Genomic DNA, 16570 nt, shown 5'->3' with positions numbered 1-16570 from the left:
ATGATAAGAGCCTGCTGCTTCGTTTAGCAGCCCTAGTGTCCCGTCCCTCCTCCTTCGGGCTGGGCCGGACTGTCGGATTCCCCTGCAGGCGTTTCCCCCGGTGCAGGAGTCGAGCCTGGGGATGTAGCGCCTGGACTCGTGGTGCCTGACGGCGGCGTAATGAGCGGCGTGTCTCCGGTGCTTCCTTGCGGCTCTCCCTCTTTTGCGCTGTTTTCATTGGAGGAAGGCGGAGGGATCGCAATGCTTGGCGCGCTCGCTTTATTTTCGCCGACGGCTTTGCCCTGTGCGTCATAGTAATACATAGGCACGTCCCCGACAACGAGCAGGTAGGAGATCGGGATATCGGTCTCAACGGTCTGCGGCTCCATATCGAACGGGACGACCACCGCTACCTCGGTCACGATATGGACGAACACTTCGACCAGAATCATATTGATCCCGGCTCCCTGCTGACGGGTGTCAAGCTGCACCTTTACCGCTCCCTGCGGCTCGATTTTCAGCGGAATCTGGGGACCGAACGAGGCGATGATCGGGCTCTTGAGCACTTGGCCCAGCGGGATATGCTCCTTCCGCTTGTGGATATCATCCAGCGTTTGCTGAACGACCTGCGTCGTATGCGACGTGATTTTCAGGTGCTCGGCATAATTCAGCATAAAGCCCGTCACTTTACCGCTGCTGTCCGTTTTCCAATTCACCAGGTTCTCGAAATCCTGGCCTTGCGTTACTTGGGAAGTGATCGCTTTATTGATTGCCTCCGTGGCGATTTGCTTAACCCGGATTTGGGCCAGATGCATGATCGGCGGCCTGAGATTCCGTTCAATATGCATAAAAAACTGCGTAATTCCAAAGATAATTAGCACGATCGCGATAAGCCACCATTTCTTCCTGCTGCGCCGCTTAGCGACCTGTGGACGGCCCCCGCTTCTCGGCGGTACCGCCCGGAACCCTCTCCTGGACGGCTTGAACGCTCGGCGTGGTTTCGGCCATGACAGGGACGGAAAGGATAAACGCCTGCTTCCCCATCTCTTTCGTCTCAAACTGTATCCCCCCTATTCGGGCGTCCTGGATGCGGCAAGATCACCCTGGCAAGCTCCTCCTGTATAGAGGGTATGCGGACAACCGGCAAAAAAGAAGAGCAGGGGATCGTTATCCCTGCTCTTCTTGATTCGGGCGAGACTTTCGTGGCGCTAAGGAAAGGGTGTGGATCTCGCCTTCCGGCGTTTCTCGATCCATCGAACCCTCCTCCACATAATGCTTCAGCATCGACAGCTTGTTTTCCCAGAAACGATCGAAATAGGACAGCCAGTCCTTCAGATCCTGCAGCGGCCCTGCATCCAGACGATATCGCGTCTCCCGTCCGACCTTGCGTTCCTTCACAAGCCCGGCTTCCTCCAGAATGCGAAGATGCTTCGATACCGCCGGCCGGGTCATGGAGAAATGCCCGGTAATATCCTTGACCGGCATTTCCTTCTCGCTCAAAAGGCCAAGAAGCTTGCGGCGCGTTGGATCGGCGATCGCCTGAAAAACGTCGTGCCTCGGAGCGGCCCCGGACATGGCTTATCCCTCGACATATCCGGCGAGCTTTTGAACAAGGCCTGCCCAGCCGTTATCCATGCGCCCGCGAACAAGCTCGTGAGCTTCCCCGAATTCCGTAACCTGATCAGCAGTCCAGCCGCCGTGAATAAGCGTAAACTCGGTATGCTCGCCCTGCTCAACCAGCTCGAACGTTAGCGTCCAGTCCTTCCCCCAATTAAAGCTTAACCGATGGGGCGGGTCGAGCTCGGTTACCTTACATGGGGACATGCCGAATGGCCCGGCATTCAGTTGAAATTCAAAGCCCAAGGCTGGCTCGAAGTTGTTCGGCATAAACCAAGCCGCAATCCCTTCGGATGTAGCAACCGCCTGCCACACCTTGTCGATCGGAGCCTTTAAAGTAAGCGTATGTCGTATATCCGGCAGTTTAGCACCGCTTGCGTTGTCCATCATCATCCTACCTCGCTTGTCCAATATTACGAAACCGTTTGGTTTCATAATAGCATTATATGAAACCAAATAGTTTCATGTCAACTGCCATAACTTGCCTGTCTTCCATACCGTTAAGCCATACGCGTCGTTCCCCAAAGACTCACTCCTGAACCGGATAGGTTCGCTGGAGAAAATCGATGGATTGCCGAATGAGCTGCTTAAGCACCTCTTCATCGATATCGGCAACTTTATTGATATAGACGCAGCCTTTCCCGGCGGTATATTTGCCGAAGCTTGCCAGCAGCTCCTCGCGCTGCTCATCTCCGGGCGCAAAATACAGGCTTATTTTCGCCTTTCTCGGAGAGAAGCCGACATACGGCGCATCGCCTTCATGCCCGGAAGCATACCGGTAGTGATACGAGCCGAATCCGATGATGCTCGGCCCCCACATTTTTGCCGGAAAACCGCTCGTCTCCGTAAAAATGTCCAGCAGACGATAAGCATCCTCCCGCTTTTTGGGATTGTCCACCTGCTCGATAAATTCGATGACGCTGTTTTCCGTCTCTTTCGTTTTTTGCTCGTACATGCCGCTTTCCCCTCTCCCCGGTATCATTTTCATCATTCCCTATCCAACGAAACTGTATAAGACGGCTGTTATGCCCATCCTGTAAGATCGTTCCATGATATCCTGAACTCTCTCATCGACGAATCGATTATCAAGTAAAAAAGACTGGAGCCGATCGAACAAACTCGATCAATGTCCAGTCTTGCTGTCGCTGTATTCCCGCTGACGCAGCGCTTCATACATAAGGACGGAGGCAGCCATCGCCGCGTTCAGCGATTCGGCTTGTCCAGGCATGGGGATACGAATCGCATCGTCCACCAGAGCTGCAACCTCAGGGGATACCCCGCTTCCTTCACTGCCGATGACGATCCAGCATGTTCCTTGAAAGTCATACTCGAAGCATGAGCGCTTTCCTTCGAGCAGCGTGGTCACCAGCCGGGCACCTTTCGCTCGAGCCTCCGGCAAAATCTCCAGGAGATCGCCTTCAAGCACCGGCAAATGAAATAACGATCCCATCGTGGAGCGAAGCGTTTTCGGATTGTATACATCGGCGCAGCCTCGGCCAAGCACAACGCCTGCAGCTCCTACTGCATCCGCCGTACGGATAATGGTTCCGACATTTCCCGGATCCTGCAAACCATCCAGAACCATCACAAGGCCGCCTTCACGCATGATCAGATCCTGCCATTGCCCGGCTTCCTTGCGAACGACGGCAAATACCGGCTGCGGGGAAGGCGTATCGCTTACTTTGGCAATCACCGCATGGGATACGCCGATCCATTCTACACCCTGTTCCGTGTCCGGTATGCCAGTAAGCTCCCGAGGGATGCCCCGCTCGATGTCAAAGGCAACGCACTCGACATCCGCACCCGAGGACAGCGCCTCCTGCACCAGATGAATCCCCTCAACCACATACTTGTTTTGCTTGTCCCTATGCTTTTTCTCTTGCAGCTGAGCCCAGCTCTTCACACGGGCATTCTGCGGCGATAATATCTCCATCGCTCTATCCACCGTTCCTCTATACATTTAAGAAAGAAATCATAGCCTGGCTATTAGCCGGCTTGATTCGATATTAGGTTCATTTCGGGTAAGCCAGCTCCAGCTTCGCCAGATCGTTCTTGTGACCGACGATAACGAGAATGTCGCCCTCTTCGATGCGGTCTTCCGGATGGGGTGAAATGTTCATATCCGATTCGCTGCGGATCGCCATAACGTTGCAGCCGAACCGGGCCCGAATATCCAGCTCTCTCAGATTGTGCCCGAGCAGTTCCCCCGTTGCCTGCATCTCCATAATGCTGTAATCATCCGACAGGTCGATATAGTCCAAAATGTTCGGAGACACCAGATGATGCGCAACCCGGAGCCCCATATCCCGTTCGGGGAAAATCACCTTATCCGCCCCGATCTTATGGAGCACTTTGCCGTGCAGTTCATTTTTTGCCTTGACGACGATCGCCGGCACGCCAAGATCCTTCAAGATCAATGTCGTCAAAATACTGGACTGGATGTCCTCCCCTATAGCCACGACAACGACATCGAAGTTGCGAATGCCTAGCGCCCGCAGCGCTTCTTCATCAGTCGAATCCGCCGATACCGCGTGCGTGACCATATTAGCGATTTCCTGCACGCGCTGCTCACTTGCGTCCACGGCCAATACATCAAAGCCCATGGTGCTTAATTCCTTCGCTACACTCGTGCCAAAACGTCCCATACCGATTACTGCGTACTGTTTCTTCGCCATTTATATAATCCTCCCACGAGCCTAGATCCATTCCGCATTGTTCTGGTTATTCGTTATTTCAGTATACCATACTGTCCCGAATACTTGAATGTAACTGCCTCTCTACGGGTACATTACCAATGACCCTTTCATAAACAAGGAGGAACATTTCGATGTCCATATTGTTAGATCTACGGCAAGCTGTCATTCACAAAGTCCATAATCAGGACCAAGAAGAGCTGCGCTCCATGATCGAGGGTTCCGTCGACGGGCCGGAAGCCGCCCTGCCGGGACTAGGGGTAATGTTTGAAATGATGTGGAAGGACATGGATGCTTCCGAGCAAAACCAGCTCGTCTCCTCCCTTCACGAGCATCTAAAGCACGTCACCCCCGGGAACCTGACGCAAGGCTAAGACGGCCGGCGGCCGCAAAAGAAACAATCCTCAAAGCTTGAACAGCCTGAGGATTGTTTTTTTGCTTATATCAAGGAGAGCTTACGGTGCAGTCTCCAAAAATTTAGCCGTCGGATTTTTCTCCATCGCGGTTCTCATCGCATACTCGTTCTCGAATAACACCACGAAGTTTTCCTTCTTATCCTTCACCAATGTCGAGTTAATCCGGAATTTGGACGGGTCGATCTGGTCATCAACGATCCAGCGGGCGAACTGGTATGGCAGCCGCTGAAGCTGAACGTCAACCCCGTATTCGGCCTTCATCCGGTGCTCAAATACCTCGAATTGGAGCTGGCCGACAACGCCGAGAATGATTTCATCGAAGCTGGTCGTCCGGAACACCTGGATGGTGCCCTCCTCTGTCAGCTGATCGATCCCCTTCTGGTACTGTTTATGCTTGAGTGCATTTTTTACGGTAGCCTTGGCAAAGATCTCAGGCGAGAACGTAGGCAGCTCATCGAACACGACCTCCCGTCCTTGACTGAGCGAATCTCCGATACGGAAAATACCCGGATCAAACAGGCCGATAATGTCGCCAGGATACGCCTCTTGGACAATATCCCGGTCCTGCGCCAGAAACTGCTGCGGCTGGGAAAGTTTAATCTCCTTGCCGGCCCGGACGTGCTTCACGCTCATTCCGCGCTCAAACTTGCCCGATACGATACGCAAAAATGCGATACGGTCGCGATGCGCCGGATTCATGTTGGCTTGAATCTTGAATACATATCCCGAGAACTTCTCGTCCGTCGGCTCCACCATGCCTTCCGTGCTGCGACGCGGCTCGGGCTTCGGCGCCAGCTGGAGGAAATTCTCCAGGAAGGTCTGCACGCCGAAATTGTTAATGGCGCTGCCGAAGAATACCGGGGTCAGTTGCCCCTGCAGCACTTTTTCGTAATCAAACGGATCGCCCGCTACATCGAGCAGCTCCAAATCCTGGCACAGCTGATCATGCAAGTAATCGCCGGCCATCTCGCGGATCAGCGGGTCCTCATAGCCTTCAACCTTTTGCACTTTGATCGTTGAATGGTCATCTCCTTGGAACAGCTCAACCTGATTCTTCACCCGATCATATACGCCGCACAGATCCCGGCCGGAGCCGATCGGCCAATTCATCGGAACCGAACGGATGCCGAGCACCTGCTCCAGCTCCTCCATCAGATCGAACGGGCTCCGCCCTTCCCGGTCCAGCTTGTTGATAAACGTAAAAATCGGGATGCCCCGCTTCGCACACACCTGGAACAGCTTGATCGTCTGGGCCTCGACCCCTTTAGCTACGTCGATCAACATGACGGCGCTGTCTGCAGCGGTCAGCGTACGGTACGTATCTTCACTGAAATCTTGGTGGCCCGGGGTATCCAAAATGTTAATCCGATGCCCAAGATAGTCAAATTGCATGACGGATGAAGTGACCGAGATACCGCGCTGCTTCTCGATTTCCATCCAGTCACTTGTCGCATGTTTGCTCGCCTTGCGCGCTTTAACAGTTCCCGCCAATCGAATGGCGCCCCCGAACAGGAGCAGCTTCTCGGTCAGCGTTGTTTTACCGGCGTCAGGGTGGGAAATAATCGCAAACGTACGGCGTTTATCCACTTCCTGCTTTAATTCATCGCTTAGCTTTGCCATCACACAAATCCCTTCATTACTAAAGTCATGTATATCATTGTACCACAATTGATACGCAAATCATCCCCACGCACGTGCGCATGGGGATGATTTTTAGGCATATATCGAACGCGTTATTCGCCTTTTAGCCAAACCACATTATCTTCCAGCTGACCGTTCACCGGCCACCAGTGGAAGCCGTCTTCCTTAAGAAGCTCGTCGGCCTTGGCCGGGCCCCAGGAGCCGGCAGGATAGGACTCCAGCTCACCCTGGTTCTCTCTCCAAGCGCTTGCGATGCGATCCACGAAGGACCATGCCGAAGCGACTTCATCCCAGCGGGTGAAATAAGTGGAGTCTCCGCGGGCAGCATCATGCAGCAGCCGCTCGTACGCTTCCGGCGAGTTAATGCCGACGATGCAGCTTTGGCAGAAATCCATGGCCACCGGCGCGATTTCCGATTCAGAGCCCGGCTTCTTGGCATTGATCTTCACATAGATGCCTTCCATCGGGTTAACGCGAATAACAAGCAGGTTTGGCTCAAGCGAATGCTTTTGGCCCAAGTATACGTTGTTCGGCATCCGTTTGAATTCCACGACCACCTCGGTCGTCTTGACCGGAAGACGCTTGCCAGTGCGGATGTAGAACGGAACGCCTGCCCAGCGGAAGTTGTCGACAAAGACTCTTGCGGCAAAATACGTCTCCGTATTGGATTCCGGGTTCACCTTATCCTCTTCCCGGTATGCCGGCAATTCCTTGCCGCCCGCAGAGCCTCTTGTATATTGGCCGCGAACGACGTTCTTCGCCACTTCCTCATGGGTAGCGTAAGGACGAAGGGAACGAAGCACCTTGACCTTCTCATCCCGAATGTCCTCGGCAAGCAGTCGGCTAGGCGGCTCCATCGCGATCATCGTCAGCAGCTGCAGCATATGGTTCTGACCCATATCCCGCAGGGCGCCGGCATGATCGTAGTAGCCTCCTCGCTCTTCTACGCCAACCGTCTCGCCAAGCGTAATTTGAACGTTAGCGATATGCTTGTTGTTCCAGAGCGGCTCGAAGAACGCATTGGCGAAGCGGATGACTTCGATGTTCTGAACCATTTCCTTCCCGAGGTAATGGTCGATGCGGTAGATTTCTTCTTCTTTGAACACTTTGCGAATTTCTTCGTTCAGCTTGGCAGCCGACTCCAGATCGTAGCCGAACGGCTTCTCGATCACAAGACGGTTCCAGCCTGCGCCTTCCAGCATGCCGCCCTTCATCAGGTTGAACGATACGCTGCCGAACAGCTCCGGTGCAAGAGCCAGATAGAACAGGCGGTTGCCCGGGATGTTGAACTTCGCTTCCAGCTGCTCCGTTTGTTCGCGAAGCTCACGGAAGCCGTCGATATTGTTAATGTCTAATGATTTATATTCAAAATGCTGCGCGAAGGCATTCCACTCCTGATCCTGCTCGGAACTGTACCGGCAGAATTCCTGGATGGAACGGTAAACGTCCTCCCGAAATTCCTCTTGGGTGCGCGGACGACGCGCCACGCCGATTACTGCAAAATCCTCTTCCAGTTTCCCTTCACGATAAAGACTGTAGATCGCCGGAAACAGCTTGCGTCTTGCCAAATCACCGGTCGCCCCAAAGATGAAAAATACCGCTCCCGGTGCCTTCAATGTATCTAGATTTTGTTTTTCAGCCATGGCTCCTCATTCTTTCTATGTAATATAGTGTATTTTTATGCATCTGGACTTTCTTTGATTTGATGACATTTTAGCACATTCATATCAACTATGCTATCTCATTCCGCATTTTTTCATTATAGTTTCAGATGCTGTTTTCAATATTCTACAGTAATGACGGGAAATCCGATCGTGATTCTACTACTTTTCTTCATCGAATCTTCATGCACTGCCAGCTGCATATGAATCGGTTGCTCCCCGCTTTTGACGAAAGTGCCCAGCGCTGGAGCTTCGTAGGATCGGCTGACCGTCTTTCCGTCTTCATAATCCTCCACCAAGCGCATCGTCAATGTCCGGCCAAGATCCCCTTCAAGCCGACCGATCGTCTCGGCAGCTCCTTCTTGCCTTGCGCTGTAGCCTTGAACGGCAGCATTCATCGCGGCCTCGACGCCGGCATGAGCCAGTTCATCCAGCACGCGCTGCTGCATCCCAATCATCCGCTCGCCCTGCGCTTCCCCTTCGGCGGTCAGCATTACCCGTACATAGCTTCCCCCTAGATGGGTAAGCGCCCAATCCATCTGGACCGGAAGGCCCTCGAGAGTCCCTTCGGAACGGAACACTTCGTTTCCATGCACCTTTCCTGCAGTGACTGCAGGAAGGCCGAGTGCCTGTGCAACCTGCTCAGCGGAAGCCATGGCTTGGTCTCTGGAGACCGCCTGACTTTCACCCTGCAGTTTAACGGTGAAGCGAACGTCCGAATCCACATGCTCCCGTCCAAGCTGGAGGAGAAGCCGCAAATCGCGCTCTGCTTGAGCAGCTGCGGCCGGTGCTTCATGAGCACTTCCGGACAACGGACTGGATTTTACGTCTGAAAATCCGACCAGTATTCCCACCAAGCTGCATAGCACCATTACCATCCCCAATATTTGAAATGATATTCTCCTCACCGCTCGTCACGCTCCCCGTGCAATCTATCAATCTAGTAAAAGGATCGCCGATTCGGGAGGAAAATATACAAGCAGGCATAAAAAAATGAGCCGGCTCTTCTACTCAGCCAACCCATTTTTGTACGCATATATAGCCGCTTGGGTACGATCCTCAACGCCAAGCTTGCCCAGAATATTCGTAACGTGAAATTTCACCGTCTTGATTCCAATGATAAGCTCATCGGCAATATCCTGATTCGATTTGCCTTGGGCGAGCAGACGCAGAACCTCCATTTCCCGGTCCGTCAAATCCTGATGAGCCGGAGCCTCGTTTTGCGGATGACGGAAACGATTCATCATCTTGGAAGCGACCTGCGACTCCAGAACCGACTGTCCGCGTGCCGCTGCGCGTATAGCGTCCGCAACCTCGGAGGCCCGGGATGTTTTTAGCAGATAGCTAAAGGCGCCGGCTTCAATGACCGGATACATCTTCTCGTCGTCCAGGTAACTCGTCAGCACAATCACCTTGAGATTCGGGAACTGCTTCATGAGCTGCCGGGTCGTCTCGATCCCGTCCATTCCATCCATCACCAGATCCATCAGCACCACATCCGGTTGATACTCCTGAGCAAGCCGGATGCCTTCCTCACCGCTGCCTGCCTCCCCTACAACTTCGATCCCATCCTCCGTGCCCAGCACGGCGGCGAGGCCGATCCGGACCATCTCGTGATCGTCCACCAGCAGCACTTTAATCGGTGTTTCCATCGCTATCCCCCCGTTTGCGTTCTTCATTCATCAGCGGTACCGTAATTTCAATACGTGTTCCTTTGCCGGGGGCGGTAATAAACTGAATGGAGCCCCCGATCTCCGTGACCCGTTCCTGCATGGTCGACAGGCCGTAAGAGGTTTGCTTCTTGTCATCCAGCTCAAACCCGACACCGTCATCGCGGAGCATTACCCGAACGGTATTCTGCCTCCGGTGAATGCGGATATCCATTTTGTCCGCCTTGGCATGACGAAGCGTGTTGGACATGGCCTCTTGAATGATCCGGAACAAGTGGTTCTCGATTCCCTTCACCAAGTGAATATCCTCGTCCATTTCAAACGTAATTTCCATCGGCACTTTAATCTGCAGTTCTTTAATCAGATCCCGCAGACCTTGCTCCAAGGCTTTACCCTCCAAATAGACCGGCCGCAAATGAAGGAGCAGCGCCCTCATCTCGGACTGGGCAACCGCCGACATTTCCTCGATCAGAGCCACCTGGCGCTGGGCTTTGTCAAAATCCTTATCCAGCGTTCTGCCAACCGCCGTGGCGGTCATCGAAATGGCGAACAGCTGCTGGGACACCGCATCGTGCAGCTCGCGGGCCAGTCGCTGCCTCTCTTCGACGATCGCCGTCACCCGGGCTTGCTCCGCCAGCTGGGCGTTATTGGTCGACAGCCGCTGCAAGGAGGAGACCTGGTCCTCCCAACGCTTGCTGATGCGCACCAGCTGCTCGCCCAGCCGTCCGACTTCGTCCTCCCCGATATCCGGCATCACATCGGTCAGACTACCCTTCTCCCAGCTTACCAGCGTTTCCCGTACAAGATCAATTCTTCGTTTGACCCGATATCCTTGATAAAACCCATAAATGGCCCCAAGACCGACCGGCAGAAGCACGATGGTGATCAGCGCTTCAATCCGCCCCTTCCAGGTCTCAAACGGCTGTAAGTACCCGTATGTATACAGCAAGTACAACACGATCAGCATGACAACCAATCCCAGAAGGGCTCCCTCGCGCATGCTACGGGTTATGATGTTTGCTTTTTTTTCCGTTTCCACGGGGCAACCCTCCTGATTGGTATCCAAATCCAATGTATGAATAAGTCATTTACGTCATTCGTATACTCAAATCTCCGCCTAAATACGAAACGATGAATTTCACTTTATATTCGCTCGTCTCATAGTTGGGAGATTGATAACGTACGCGATTCATGATGCCCGTCTCCTTCCGGTCGCCCATATGGATCGATCCGAACAGGATGAAGGCCTCGATTTCCACCCCGTAATAATCGGGGATCATCAGATCGATATCCCCAAGCAAACCGTGAAACATCATAACCGTATGACGCTCCTCCGGCAGAGCCAGGGACAGGTCCACATCAGCTTCTCCGAGCACATGCCATATGCTCAGACTGCGCATAACCCATGGCGACTGGTCCCAATCGAAGTTGGACATAAAGCTTTGCTTCTGGACATAGCCGGTTGTACCATGCGCCCGTCTGGATTTTCCGTAGAAAATGCCAAGCGAGATCAGGCTGACGCCGATAATCAGCATGAGGTGCTCCAGCATCAGCATGACAGCTCCGACCCCGAGCAGAATGTAGCCTCTCTTCACTTGGCCTGTGCGGACCTGAAGCACGCCTGCAAACATGAGCAACAGGGCGACAATGGTAAAGAAACCGAACCATCGGCCGAAGAGCATAATAAAACCTAAACAGATGAACCCTACTGCGATCCAGCGGTTTCGATCCATGTCGCACCTCCTTGATGACGAAATATAAAGCCGGGAAAAGCCATATCCATGAGGAGCCCCTCACGGTATGGCTTTGTCCTATACTACTCGGACTGCTTCATCCGTATAGCATATCATATGAACCCGGAATTTCGCATACGGTTTTTCATTTATTTTGCTAAGTTTCCTGAACAATTACTCCGATTTCGAGGTGTTGTTCAGTTTGTTCTTTAGCGCTTCCAGCTGCTCATCGACTTTCAGCTGCTTCTCGGCATCCACCGGGCTGGTGTAAGCCGCGTTGTTCGGACGGTATGGTGCGCGAAGCACGTCCGCTTCTGCCTCCATTTGCATGATTTTTTCCTCCATGCGGTGGAAGCCCATCGAAGCGCTGCCGCTCTCAATCGTATGCAAGCTGCTCACTTGAGACATTTGCTTCTTGGCTTTGGCCATTTGCGCACGAGCTACGAGCTCATTGCGCTTGTTGCGCATTTTATAAAACTCGTCTTTCATTTGATGAAGCTGGGCAACCAGTTCTTTAGCTTGGGATTCCGATTGCAGGTGCAGCTCGGAGTACTCGGTAACTTTTTGATCGAAGTAGATTTTTTCCTCCAGAAGCTTGCGTGCAACTTCTTCCTGACCGTTCTTCAGAGCCAGCTCGGCTTGTGCCTCGCGCTGTGCAGCCATCTTAACCGCTTCGTCCACGCGCTGCTTCATCCGACGCTCATTCGCCATTTGCTTCGCTACGGTTACTTCAGCCTCGTGAATTTCTGCTTCCATGTCGCGCAGATACTGGTTCAACATCACAATCGGGTCTTCTACCTTATCCAGCAGCTCATTCACCGACGCCTTTGTCATATCTTTAATTCTTTTAAATACTCCCATGTTACTTATCTCCCTTCTCATAATCCGATAGTTTTTTCTTCAACTCTTCAATTTCTTTTTGCAATGCCTTCTTCTCGATGTCTTGCATCATCGCATCCAGACCGGAATCGGCGGATGCGTTATTCCGGGGACCATAGCCTGGATCCGGCCGGCCGGATCGATCATATTTCGGTCCAAAGCCGCCTTCATTCGGATATCCTGGACGACCATAGTTATCGTTATAGCCGTTATATCCGGGTCCAGGTGCATCATTGAAACGATAGCCTCCATGTCCTCCATGTCTTCCATGAGGTGCGTATGGATCGTGGTAATACGGCGGCTCTTTGGAAACAACCAACGACGCGATCAGGTAAATTAATAGTGTTGTACCGCCAGTGAAAAAGATACTGACTACAAATATAATTCTGAGGATGGTCGATTCGACTCCGAAATAATCGGATAGGCCGCCGATCAACCCGGTAAACATTTTGTCTCGGGTAGAACGGTACAATCTAGTCATGATTACTCCTTTCCGCTGTCATTCAGCTTTTGCTTCAAACGGGCAAGCTCCTTTTCGAGTACGGAAGAGACGGTATTGCCTGCCTGCTCCACATACTCCTGGCCCATCCGGCGTAAATCGCGCAAGCTTCTGGCTTCAAGCTCCCAATCGCTGATGCGATCCTCGAGCCGGTTGAACATCTTCGGAACATCTTGACCACCGTATGCACCGGTGCGTTCATTCATCTTCTGCTGCAGACGGAGTGTCTCCATTCGGGCAACATAGTATTGACGCTTGCTGTATACGGTTTGATACTCCATGCGGAGCTCCCCGAGCTGCTCTTCAATCTCTCTCAGCGATTCCAGGCTGGTAGACAACAAGCCTTGGTATTGTTCAATCTTTTCTTCATAGATCAGCTTCTCTTGAAGTGCCAGCTTCGCCAGATGATCCTCACCGGCTTTCAATGCAAGCAGCGCTTGTTCCTCACGCTTATCCCGCATCGTCTCGGCTTGGTCAACCTGCTGCTTCAGTTGCCTGGAGTGAGTCTGGCATTGCTGCAGAAGCTTCTCGGCTTCCGTGATGTCTTGTCTTGTCGAATGAAGGAACTGGTCGATCAATCTGACCGGATCCTGACTCTGCTCGAGTCTTTCATTCAAGGTTGCAACGGTAATATCTCGTATCCGTCTGAAAACACTCATTTGGGTTTAGCCCTCCTCTTCTATCAACTTCTTATCCTTAACTTCAGCTGGCTGTTATCCTATAATCGCATTTAGTAACGCGGTCTTCCCTTCTTGAATCGGGACAACCCATAGATGATCAGGATAATACCGAGTACCGGACCGATGAGCCAAGACAGCTTACCCATCAACCAGATGACGCCGATACCGAGAATGATCCACCCGATCAGAGCGTTGCCTCTCCGAATTCCGTAATATCCCAAAGCGATCATCAGAACGGGAAGCAAAAGACTGAACAACCATCCGAGCAGAGGAGCGAATACACCCAGAAGAATCAAAACCCCTAAACCAATCAGCAGGAGACTTAATCCGTTTCCTCTCGAATATCTCATTTATACACCGCCTTTCTGTCGTTTGATCGTTGTTTATGTGTTCAACCTTATGACTCTATTCTAGGTAATTTCACGCTTCACTAAAACGGACTGCGGACGGTTTTTGCACCTAGACCTAAGTCGGGGCCTTCTATAGACCTGCGTCCAATCCATTCCTGGCCCATTTTAAAGCGGGCCGGATCGCCTATTCGCCATTGCATCCAAACGGTGCTCGATCCATAGAAACCCGCGCTCTTCTTTCATAGGAACAACGCACTTCGACAAGAAGCACATCTCACTGCAGTTGAACGCTGTCATACCAACCGATCATCAGACGAAAAACGCAAAAAAGGAATGCAGACGATAATCGTCTTGCATTCCTTTTGCATGATGCCGGTGAAGGGACTCGAACCCCCACGGTTTCCCTCACGATTTTGAGTCGCGCGCGTCTGCCAATTCCGCCACACCGGCATAAAAGCGTGCCCTAAGAGATTCGAACTCCTGACCTTTTGATTCGTAGTCAAACGCTCTATCCAGCTGAGCTAAGGGCACAGATTGGTAAATGGAGGCGCCACCCAGATTCGAACTGGGGATAAAGCTTTTGCAGAGCTGTGCCTTACCACTTGGCTATGGCGCCACAAATAAAAATGGAGCGGACGACGGGAATCGAACCCGCGACCCTCGCCTTGGCAAGGCGATGCTCTACCGCTGAGCCACGTCCGCAGAAATCATGGCTGGGGATATAGGATTCGAACCTATGCATGACGGAGTCAAAGTCCGTTGCCTTACCGCTTGGCTAATCCCCAATATGATTTTGAAATATGGGGCGATCGATGGGACTTGAACCCACGAATGCCGGAGCCACAATCCGGTGCGTTAACCCCTTCGCCACGACCGCCATATTTATAAATTTTCGATTGGCAGGGGCAGCAGGAATTGAACCCACACTAACGGTTTTGGAGACCGCTGTTCTACCTTTAAACTATGCCCCTATAAAACTGGTGGAGGATGATGGATTCGAACCACCGAACTCGTAAGAGAACAGATTTACAGTCTGCTGCGTTTGGCCACTTCGCTAATCCTCCATAGTGGTGCCGGCGAGAGGACTTGAACCCCCAACCTACTGATTACAAGTCAGTTGCTCTACCAATTGAGCTACACCGGCGTATGCAATTGTGAAACATGGTGGCTCGGGACGGAATCGAACCGCCGACACGAGGATTTTCAGTCCTCTGCTCTACCGACTGAGCTACCGAGCCTTACGCTCTTCGTGACTTCGACGAATCCCATATCGGACACTCATCTCATCCCAAAAGTTAAAAAATGGCGGAACTGACGGGATTCGAACCCGCGATCTCCTGCGTGACAGGCAGGCATGTTAGGCCTCTACACCACAGTTCCACGAGGCACTATCGCTAATGCGATATAATTGGTTGCGGGGGCAGGATTTGAACCTGCGACCTTCGGGTTATGAGCCCGACGAGCTACCGAACTGCTCCACCCCGCGTCATTATAAAAGGGTTACATTGTTATTTATGGTGGAGGCTGAGGGGATCGAACCCCCGACCCTCTGCTTGTAAGGCAGATGCTCTCCCAGCTGAGCTAAGCCTCCGTAACAAAGCGATTTCTATTATACCAGATAACCGGCGACGAAATCAAGTCTTTTTAAAAGAAAGATGGTGACCCGTAGGGGATTCGAACCCCTGTTACCTCCGTGAAAGGGAGGTGTCTTAACCCCTTGACCAACGGGCCTTACTTAAATAATAGTGGCGGAGAGAGAGGGATTCGAACCCTCGAGACGCTTTTGACGCCTACACGATTTCCAATCGTGCTCCTTCGGCCAACTCGGACACCTCTCCATAAATGGCTCCCCGAACAGGACTCGAACCTGTGACAACTCGATTAACAGTCGAGTGCTCTACCAACTGAGCTATCAGGGAACATTATTCAGTTCAAGTGATGATTTGATCACCTGAAAACTAGATACGAAACGTTTTTGCGTTGTTTAGAATCCGTAGCATTGTCCCAATGTGGTATCGGGGTCCCCGAAAAGTATTCGGCATCCGCTTCAAAGCTTCGCTTCACTTTTTGGGGTTTTTGTTCATGCTTCCGTAGCGAGCTTTACTTCGTAAAGCTTTTAGGATAAGCCCTCGACCGATTAGTATTGGTCAGCTCCATGCATTGCTGCACTTCCACCTCCAACCTATCTACCTCGTCGTCTTCAAGGGGTCTTACATACTGGGAAATCTCATCTTGAGGGGGGCTTCACGCTTAGATGCTTTCAGCGCTTATCCCGTCCGTACGTAGCTACCCAGCCATGCTCCTGGCGGAACAACTGGTGCACCAGCGGTACGTCCATCCCGGTCCTCTCGTACTAAGGACAGCTCCTCTCAAATTTCCTACGCCCACGACAGATAGGGACCGAACTGTCTCACGACGTTCTGAACCCAGCTCGCGTACCGCTTTAATGGGCGAACAGCCCAACCCTTGGGACCTACTTCAGCCCCAGGATGCGATGAGCCGACATCGAGGTGCCAAACCTCCCCGTCGATGTGGACTCTTGGGGGAGATAAGCCTGTTATCCCCAGGGTAGCTTTTATCCGTTGAGCGATGGCCCTTCCATGCGGTACCACCGGATCACTAAGCCCGACTTTCGTCCCTGCTCGACTTGTAGGTCTCGCAGTCAAGCTCCCTTATGCCTTTGCACTCTTCGAATGATTTCCAACCATTCTGAGGGAACCTTGGGGCGCCTCCGTTACTCTTTAGGAGGCGA

General features: G+C 52.4%; 17 protein-coding genes, 16 tRNA genes and 1 rRNA gene (1 of these 34 only partly in view). 1 reads left to right on the top strand and 33 read right to left on the bottom strand.

The window, feature by feature from the left end; all coding sequences use genetic code 11:
- Nucleotides 1–32: 32 nt before the first annotated feature.
- From yunB to NST44_RS09815, 6 genes are all read right to left on the bottom strand, one after another.
- Entirely contained in the window at nucleotides 33–1037 is a 1005-nt protein-coding gene (gene yunB, locus NST44_RS09840) for a sporulation protein YunB (RefSeq protein ID WP_213616252.1), read from the bottom strand.
- A gap of 109 nt (nucleotides 1038–1146) precedes the next feature.
- Nucleotides 1147–1554: an ArsR/SmtB family transcription factor gene (locus NST44_RS09835; RefSeq protein WP_213616250.1), complete on the bottom strand. Its 408-nt coding sequence runs from the start codon at nucleotides 1552–1554 to the stop codon at nucleotides 1147–1149.
- A 3-nt stretch (nucleotides 1555–1557) separates the two neighbouring features.
- On the bottom strand, nucleotides 1558–1983 hold the full coding sequence (locus NST44_RS09830; RefSeq protein WP_028404773.1) for an SRPBCC family protein: 426 nt from the start codon (nucleotides 1981–1983) through the stop codon (nucleotides 1558–1560).
- A gap of 142 nt (nucleotides 1984–2125) precedes the next feature.
- On the bottom strand, nucleotides 2126–2551 hold the full coding sequence (locus NST44_RS09825) for a DUF1801 domain-containing protein (RefSeq protein WP_213616248.1): 426 nt from the start codon (nucleotides 2549–2551) through the stop codon (nucleotides 2126–2128).
- A gap of 168 nt (nucleotides 2552–2719) precedes the next feature.
- Nucleotides 2720–3529, bottom strand: coding sequence for a TrmH family RNA methyltransferase (locus NST44_RS09820; RefSeq protein ID WP_028404771.1), 810 nt, complete (start codon nucleotides 3527–3529; stop codon nucleotides 2720–2722).
- Nucleotides 3530–3608: 79 nt separating this feature from the next.
- The gene (locus tag NST44_RS09815) at nucleotides 3609–4271 is read right to left on the bottom strand and encodes a potassium channel family protein (protein ID WP_007131944.1); all 663 of its coding nucleotides are present in this window, start codon (nucleotides 4269–4271) and stop codon (nucleotides 3609–3611) included.
- A 152-nt stretch (nucleotides 4272–4423) separates the two neighbouring features.
- On the opposite strand from NST44_RS09815, the gene sspI reads away from it, so the two are divergent.
- A complete protein-coding gene (gene sspI, locus NST44_RS09810) occupies nucleotides 4424–4663 on the top strand; it encodes a small acid-soluble spore protein SspI (protein WP_007131943.1) in 240 nt (79 codons plus the stop codon).
- Between the two features lie 81 nt (nucleotides 4664–4744).
- Here sspI and NST44_RS09805 read toward each other — a convergent pair whose 3' ends face one another.
- From NST44_RS09805 to NST44_RS09675, 27 genes are all read right to left on the bottom strand, one after another.
- Nucleotides 4745–6325 carry a peptide chain release factor 3 gene (locus tag NST44_RS09805; RefSeq protein ID WP_144872635.1) on the bottom strand — a complete coding sequence of 527 codons (1581 nt, stop codon included), beginning with the start codon at nucleotides 6323–6325 and terminating at the stop codon, nucleotides 4745–4747.
- A 113-nt stretch (nucleotides 6326–6438) separates the two neighbouring features.
- Nucleotides 6439–7989, bottom strand: coding sequence for a glucose-6-phosphate dehydrogenase (zwf, locus tag NST44_RS09800; protein ID WP_213616246.1), 1551 nt, complete (start codon nucleotides 7987–7989; stop codon nucleotides 6439–6441).
- Between the two features lie 137 nt (nucleotides 7990–8126).
- Nucleotides 8127–8915, bottom strand: a complete 789-nt coding sequence (locus NST44_RS09795; RefSeq protein ID WP_340899121.1) for a YwmB family TATA-box binding protein — start codon at nucleotides 8913–8915, stop codon at nucleotides 8127–8129.
- A gap of 99 nt (nucleotides 8916–9014) precedes the next feature.
- A complete protein-coding gene (locus NST44_RS09790) occupies nucleotides 9015–9659 on the bottom strand; it encodes a response regulator (protein WP_007131939.1) in 645 nt (214 codons plus the stop codon).
- Nucleotides 9643–10716, bottom strand: coding sequence for a sensor histidine kinase (locus tag NST44_RS09785; protein ID WP_007131938.1), 1074 nt, complete (start codon nucleotides 10714–10716; stop codon nucleotides 9643–9645). The genes NST44_RS09790 and NST44_RS09785 overlap by 17 nt, the downstream gene beginning before the upstream one ends.
- A 49-nt stretch (nucleotides 10717–10765) precedes the next feature.
- Nucleotides 10766–11410, bottom strand: a complete 645-nt coding sequence (gene liaF / locus NST44_RS09780) for a cell wall-active antibiotics response protein LiaF (RefSeq protein WP_007131937.1) — start codon at nucleotides 11408–11410, stop codon at nucleotides 10766–10768.
- A gap of 174 nt (nucleotides 11411–11584) precedes the next feature.
- Complete coding sequence (locus NST44_RS09775) at nucleotides 11585–12271, bottom strand: PspA/IM30 family protein (RefSeq protein ID WP_007131936.1); 687 nt, start codon at nucleotides 12269–12271, stop codon at nucleotides 11585–11587.
- A 1-nt stretch (nucleotide 12272) separates the two neighbouring features.
- Nucleotides 12273–12770: a PspC domain-containing protein gene (locus NST44_RS09770; protein WP_028404769.1), complete on the bottom strand. Its 498-nt coding sequence runs from the start codon at nucleotides 12768–12770 to the stop codon at nucleotides 12273–12275.
- A 2-nt stretch (nucleotides 12771–12772) separates the two neighbouring features.
- Entirely contained in the window at nucleotides 12773–13447 is a 675-nt protein-coding gene (locus NST44_RS09765) for a PspA/IM30 family protein (RefSeq protein ID WP_007131934.1), read from the bottom strand.
- 71 nt (nucleotides 13448–13518) lie between these two features.
- A complete protein-coding gene (locus NST44_RS09760; protein ID WP_007131933.1) occupies nucleotides 13519–13818 on the bottom strand; it encodes a hypothetical protein in 300 nt (99 codons plus the stop codon).
- A 370-nt stretch (nucleotides 13819–14188) separates the two neighbouring features.
- Nucleotides 14189–14268 (bottom strand) — tRNA-Leu (locus tag NST44_RS09755).
- A 7-nt stretch (nucleotides 14269–14275) separates the two neighbouring features.
- A tRNA-Arg gene (locus tag NST44_RS09750) sits at nucleotides 14276–14349 on the bottom strand.
- Between the two features lie 11 nt (nucleotides 14350–14360).
- A tRNA-Cys gene (locus NST44_RS09745) sits at nucleotides 14361–14434 on the bottom strand.
- 11 nt (nucleotides 14435–14445) lie between these two features.
- Nucleotides 14446–14520, bottom strand: a tRNA-Gly gene (locus tag NST44_RS09740).
- 8 nt (nucleotides 14521–14528) lie between these two features.
- Nucleotides 14529–14603, bottom strand: a tRNA-Gln gene (locus NST44_RS09735).
- A 16-nt stretch (nucleotides 14604–14619) separates the two neighbouring features.
- Nucleotides 14620–14695: transfer RNA gene (locus NST44_RS09730), tRNA-His, on the bottom strand.
- Nucleotides 14696–14715: 20 nt separating this feature from the next.
- Nucleotides 14716–14789: transfer RNA gene (locus NST44_RS09725), tRNA-Trp, on the bottom strand.
- Nucleotides 14790–14796: 7 nt separating this feature from the next.
- Nucleotides 14797–14882: transfer RNA gene (locus NST44_RS09720), tRNA-Tyr, on the bottom strand.
- Between the two features lie 4 nt (nucleotides 14883–14886).
- Nucleotides 14887–14962 (bottom strand) — tRNA-Thr (locus NST44_RS09715).
- Between the two features lie 18 nt (nucleotides 14963–14980).
- A tRNA-Phe gene (locus NST44_RS09710) sits at nucleotides 14981–15056 on the bottom strand.
- A gap of 65 nt (nucleotides 15057–15121) precedes the next feature.
- Nucleotides 15122–15198: transfer RNA gene (locus NST44_RS09705), tRNA-Asp, on the bottom strand.
- A gap of 29 nt (nucleotides 15199–15227) precedes the next feature.
- Nucleotides 15228–15304 (bottom strand) — tRNA-Met (locus NST44_RS09700).
- Nucleotides 15305–15333: 29 nt separating this feature from the next.
- Nucleotides 15334–15409, bottom strand: a tRNA-Val gene (locus NST44_RS09695).
- A 65-nt stretch (nucleotides 15410–15474) separates the two neighbouring features.
- Nucleotides 15475–15549: transfer RNA gene (locus NST44_RS09690), tRNA-Glu, on the bottom strand.
- 15 nt (nucleotides 15550–15564) lie between these two features.
- Nucleotides 15565–15656, bottom strand: a tRNA-Ser gene (locus NST44_RS09685).
- Nucleotides 15657–15661: 5 nt separating this feature from the next.
- Nucleotides 15662–15737 (bottom strand) — tRNA-Asn (locus NST44_RS09680).
- 198 nt (nucleotides 15738–15935) lie between these two features.
- Nucleotides 15936–16570: ribosomal RNA gene (locus NST44_RS09675) — 23S ribosomal RNA — on the bottom strand; it runs 2412 nt beyond the window's last position.

Origin of the sequence: Paenibacillus sp. FSL W8-0919 (assembly GCF_038003785.1) — a bacterium.
Taxonomy (GTDB): Bacteria; Bacillota; Bacilli; order Paenibacillales; family Paenibacillaceae; genus Paenibacillus_AQ; species Paenibacillus_AQ lactis.
Note: the sequence above shows the minus strand (reverse complement) of the source record. Positions and strands in the feature narration are given on the sequence as shown.